The organism is Acinetobacter sp. YH12136, from assembly GCF_013418545.1.
GTDB lineage: Bacteria > Pseudomonadota > Gammaproteobacteria > Pseudomonadales > Moraxellaceae > Acinetobacter > Acinetobacter towneri.
In genome coordinates this window covers 1-4760 of the sequence record NZ_VPBV01000057.1, presented here as the reverse complement: position 1 = coordinate 4760, position 4760 = coordinate 1, and the positions used below count along the sequence as shown (strand labels likewise).

Genomic DNA, 4760 nt, shown 5'->3' with positions numbered 1-4760 from the left:
TGTTCAAATGGCGATTCAGCGTTTAATTGGTTTTGGGAAAAAAGAAGAGTTTAAGGAAATTTTGGCAATTTTAAGAAAGCAGAATCCTGATAGGATAAGGGTTCTGTGAAATTTGTCGTGTACAGAGAATAATATTAATAAAAAATAAGGATAAATTTATGGAAAAAACTTTTATGGAAGCAATGGATTTTAGACATGCTTGTAAAATATTTGATGAGACAAAAAAGATAAAAGATGAAGATTTAAACTATATTTTAGAAGCAGGGAGAAAATCTCCTAGCTCTTTTGGGCAAGAGCCATGGAAGTTTTTGGTAATTACAAAAGTATAGCCTGAATTAGCCCTCGATTTTACATCTTGGAACCATGGCCCCCCCCTTTTTTAGGAAAAGGATGACCTTCGGTCTCTCTATTTAAAGGAAATCTTCACGCCTTTTTGTCGGATTCGGCTGAAATTTACGGGACGGTCTTATTTAAGAATGTATGGCTTAATGTTGCGAAAGAAGTTGATTTCCTCCCAATGGTTTTTAAAACCCTGCTTTATAATATCCTCTCTTATTGACCATAAGTACTCTTTTAGGTATATCGTCATTTGGTGCGCTTCATCAATTATATTAGGTGCAGACAGCGAAATGGCATTTTCTTTTCGCTGTACCTCTGAGATAATATGATTTAATGAAGATACCATTTCGTATTTAGTTTACAATATTTCCTTTTATAAAAGAAAATTGCGTAGTATGATTATTAAAAAACACCAAAAGATGTTATTCAAAGAACACATTGATATTAGCTTCAATCTCTAAACCGTTGATTTGGAAATACATAATACCCTATTTGTTCATTCTTTTGTTATTTGTTGTATGTTGCGTTATTCCATCAATAATTTTATTCCAATCTTCGAAATGTAGTTCGTGTCCGGTTCCATCAAGCGTTATTAGTTTTGAGCCGTTTATCTTTTCAAGTAAAACTGCTGAATTCTTAAAATGCCATATTTTATCGTCCGTTCCGTGTACAATTAAGGTTGGCTGATTGATTTCGCTCAATCTGTTCCAGTATTCTTCACCACCTTGCAGTGCCGCATGATTGAACATACTTATATAGTTATTAGCTCTTTTAAATTCGGCTCTAATCAGTTTTTCACTTCTTTGTTTGTCAAATTGTTTCCTGCCGCTCATCAATTCAGCACCTTGAATTAAATAATTTGCCACACTGTCTTCATTTGTCCAATCTACGGTTTCAGCTTTTCCGTGAAAATCTAAAATACGCGTATCCATTTCAGGAATTGTGGGGTCTGAGTCGCCCCAAGGACCTGATGAGATTAGTGTTATTGAACTTACCCTGTCGGCATATTTTATTGATGCTATTTGAGAAATCAGTCCGCCCAGTGAAATTCCCACAAAATTGGCTTTGACTATTTTATAGCCGTCCAAAATTGAAATAGCATCATGGGTTAAGTCAACAATATCATAGGGGGTTGAACCCGGTTCGTAATTAGTAGATTTTCCTACGTCCCTATTGTCGTAGCGAATAACAAAAAATCCCTTTTCAGATAGTTTCTGGCAAAATTCAGCATCCCAATACAACATGGATACCGTTGCTCCCGCAATCAAGAGTATTGCCGGATCTTTTTCACATCCAAAACTTTCGGTAAAAAGTCTTATTCCGTTTTTTTTAACTATTTTCTCTTTCATTTCCTCGCCTTTCTGTTTTATAGATTCATTAGTTTTTGGAACGAAAAGTCGAGGCTGAACATTTCCGTTTCGTTTATTATTGATTCTGCCTGTGCTTCTCTTCCATAAGCAAACATTTGCTGTTCATAATTTTCAATAGCCTCTTCAATGCTGTTAAATTTCCCATTGGTCAGATTATCCGACAATATCAAGGCATCCATCAACCCACTGTTTACGCCTTGTCCTGCAAAAGGAGGCATCAAATGAGCAGCATCTCCAATCATCGTTATGGGTAATGGACGCTTACTTTTCCAAGACTTATCTAAGGGAAATAGATTTAAAACCTTTGAAAGTAAGTGTATTAAAGGAGATTTTAAAAGATTACAACTCTTATTCAAATAAAAATTTACTTGATTTTTATTTGCTAAGTGGTGGAGTTGCAAAATATATAGAACTATTTATCTTAAACAGTAGTTTTGATTTAAAATCTATGATAGATACAATTATTGATCCAAACTCAATATTTTTGGAAGAGGGAAAAAATAGACTTATTGAAGAGTTTGGAAAAGAGTATGGAACATATTTTTCTATTTTAGCTTTAATCTCTGATTCAAAAACATCAAGAAGTGAAATAGAATCAATTTTGGAAAGAAATATTTCAGGACATTTATCACGACTTGAAAATGACTATAACATCATAAAATCAATTAAACCAATAAATGCTAAACCAAACTCAAAAGTACAAAAATATGAGATAGTTGATAATTTTTTATCCTTTTGGTTTAGATTTATTTTTAAATACCAATCACTAATCGAAGCTGAAAATTTCGATAGATTAAAAGAGATTATCTATAGAGATATCTCAACTTTTCAAGGAAAATTCCTTGAAAAACTTTTTGTGGAACTCTTAAAAGAGAAACAAACTTTCACTTCTATTGGCTCATATTGGGAGAGAAATAATCAAAATGAGATAGATATAGTTGCTATCGATGATATTGATAAGAAACTTCTAATTTGTGAAGTAAAACTAAATGAAAAACGGATAAACTATCAGGCTTTAGTTTTGAAATCTCAAAAATTAATTCAAGAGTATAAAGATTATGAGATAGAGTATAGGCTTTTATCGATAAAAGATATTTAAAATTAGAAAAACAGATAATAGCTGGTGCTAGAGTGGTTGCTAGGGTAATTACTCTAATTTCAAGTTGGTGCAAGTGGTTTTTGCAAACTTTGTATAAAGCCTTAATCGATATAAAAGTTAAGTTTGATTATATATAATTGTTGAATAATTTAAAAGGAGTACAAAATGAAAAAAGTTTTAATTTTAAATGGACACCAATATTATGAAAATGTTGCAAAAGGTGAATTAACTGAAAAGATTTTAGAAAAAGCGACACAATTTTTCAAAGAAAATAACTTTCTTATAAAATATACAAATATAGATAAGGGTTACGATATAAAAGAGGAGTGTGAGAAGTTTGAGTGGGCTGATTATGTGTTGTTTCAATATCCTGTTTATTGGATGGGTGTTCCTTGGATTACAAAAAAATATTTCGATGAGACTTTTACTCAAGGAAGACACTATGCAAACGACGGAAGAAGCAAAAACGATGATAGCAAAACTTATGGAAGTGGTGGATTACTAAAAGGCAAAAAATATATGCTAAGCTTGACATATAATTGTCCAAAAAGTGAGTTTAACAATCCTGATGGTTTTTTTGATGGATTATCACTAGATGAAGCAAATGTTGCTACTCATAAAACTTTTCAATTTGTTGGATTAGAACCTTTAAAACTTACTCTATGCATGATATTTTTAAAGGAGATTTGGATTTAAATAAAGAGTTAGCTAAATTTGAAGATACTTTAAGAGAGAATTTTAAGTTTAGTGTATATATAATTTGATATATTTAATTTAAGGAGCTATAATGAGTTTATTATTAAACAAAGGTAAAATAGGTGATTTGGAACTAAAAAATAGAGTTGTAATGCCACCTATGTGTATGTATAAAAGTGATAATAGTGGAGAATTAAAAGATTTCCATATGTTTCACTATACTTCAAGAGCAATGGCTGATGTTGGTTTAATTATTGTTGAACCAGCATCAGTTGAGCCAAAAGGAAGAGTTTCATCTTTTGAATTAGGACTTTGGGATGATTCTTTAATTGAAAATCATAAAAAAATGAATGAGAAGTTACACTTATTTGGAGCAAAAAGTTCTATACAATTAGCTCATGCAGGAAGAAAATCTGAAGTTGTTGATGATATTTGTGTAGCTCCAAGCTCAATTGCTTTTAGTCAAAAATCACCATATAAAGTTCCAAAAGCGTTAAGTCTTGAAGAGATAACAAAAATAAAAGAGTTGTTTGTAAATGCTGCAATTAGAGCCGAAAAAGCAAATTATGATTCAGTAGAACTTCACGCTGCTCATGGATATTTGTTGTGTGAATTTTTATCACCTTTAACAAATAAAAGAGATGATATTTATGGTGGAAGTTTAGAAAATAGGTGTAGATTAGTAATTGAAACTGCAAAAGAGATAAAAAATAGGGTAAAATTACCCCTTATTGTTAGAATTAGTGCTGATGAATGGATGCAAAATGGATGGAATATAGAAGACTCTATTTATTTATGTAAAGAGTTAGAAAAAGTTGGAGTTGATTGTATTCATGTTTCAAGTGGTGGAAATATAGAAAATCCAGATAAGATACCAAAAATTGAACCATTTTATCAAGCTAATTGGGCAAAAGAGATTAAAAAAAGTGTAGATATTCCTGTTATTGCTGTTGGTTTAATAACAACAGCAAAAGAGGGTGAATATCTTCTTGAAAATAGTTTTTGTGATTTTGTTGCATATGGAAGAGAGTTGCTTAAAAATCCAAATCTTGTATTTTATGCTGCAAATGAACTAAACGAAAAAGAGAAAATTAATAGCTCTTATGCAAGAGCATTTTTAAAATAATATTCTCTGTACACGACAAAAATAGATAACTCATTGAAATAATGTCACAATAATTGTTTTCTAACGACGAATACTATGACACATCTCAATGAGTTATATCTTATCTTAAACAAATCTCTAAAATGGAACA

At 31.2% G+C, this 4760-nt stretch carries 5 protein-coding genes and 1 pseudogene; 4 read left to right on the top strand and 2 right to left on the bottom strand.

The annotated features are described in order from the left end of the window. The first annotated feature begins 158 nt into the window (after window positions 1-158). Window positions 159-329 (top strand): nitroreductase family protein, encoded by a 171-nt coding sequence (locus FTU71_RS14340; RefSeq protein WP_218944955.1) that lies wholly within the window; start codon window positions 159-161, stop codon window positions 327-329. A 498-nt stretch (window positions 330-827) separates the two neighbouring features. On the opposite strand, the gene estT is transcribed toward FTU71_RS14340, so the two are convergent. Together estT and FTU71_RS14330 are read right to left on the bottom strand one after the other, a co-directional pair. Further along, window positions 828-1688, bottom strand: coding sequence for a macrolide hydrolase EstT (gene estT / locus FTU71_RS14335; RefSeq protein ID WP_077782102.1), 861 nt, complete (start codon window positions 1686-1688; stop codon window positions 828-830). Between the two features lie 17 nt (window positions 1689-1705). Continuing rightward, a pseudogene (locus FTU71_RS14330) lies at window positions 1706-2002 on the bottom strand (FAD-dependent oxidoreductase); the annotation flags it as partial. Here FTU71_RS14330 and FTU71_RS14325 point away from each other — a divergent pair. The 3 genes from FTU71_RS14325 to FTU71_RS14315 all read left to right on the top strand — a co-directional run bounded on the left by FTU71_RS14325 (window position 1963) and on the right by FTU71_RS14315 (window position 4630). Next, window positions 1963-2808, top strand: coding sequence for a DUF234 domain-containing protein (locus tag FTU71_RS14325; RefSeq protein WP_169538917.1), 846 nt, complete (start codon window positions 1963-1965; stop codon window positions 2806-2808). The pseudogene FTU71_RS14330 and the gene FTU71_RS14325 overlap by 40 nt on opposite strands. A 165-nt stretch (window positions 2809-2973) precedes the next feature. Next, window positions 2974-3504, top strand: a complete 531-nt coding sequence (locus FTU71_RS14320; protein WP_218944953.1) for an NAD(P)H-dependent oxidoreductase — start codon at window positions 2974-2976, stop codon at window positions 3502-3504. 91 nt (window positions 3505-3595) lie between these two features. Next, window positions 3596-4630, top strand: coding sequence for a tRNA-dihydrouridine synthase (locus tag FTU71_RS14315; RefSeq protein ID WP_169538918.1), 1035 nt, complete (start codon window positions 3596-3598; stop codon window positions 4628-4630). Window positions 4631-4760 lie beyond the last annotated feature (130 nt).

Coding starts and splice junctions, on each gene's coding strand:
- estT (WP_077782102.1), bottom strand. CDS start 1,688: ATGAAAGAGAAAATAGTTAAAAAAAACGGAATAAGACTTTTTACCGAA.
- FTU71_RS14315 (WP_169538918.1), top strand. CDS start 3,596: ATGAGTTTATTATTAAACAAAGGTAAAATAGGTGATTTGGAACTAAAA.
- FTU71_RS14340 (WP_218944955.1), top strand. CDS start 159: ATGGAAAAAACTTTTATGGAAGCAATGGATTTTAGACATGCTTGTAAA.
- FTU71_RS14320 (WP_218944953.1), top strand. CDS start 2,974: ATGAAAAAAGTTTTAATTTTAAATGGACACCAATATTATGAAAATGTT.
- FTU71_RS14325 (WP_169538917.1), top strand. CDS start 1,963: ATGGACGCTTACTTTTCCAAGACTTATCTAAGGGAAATAGATTTAAAA.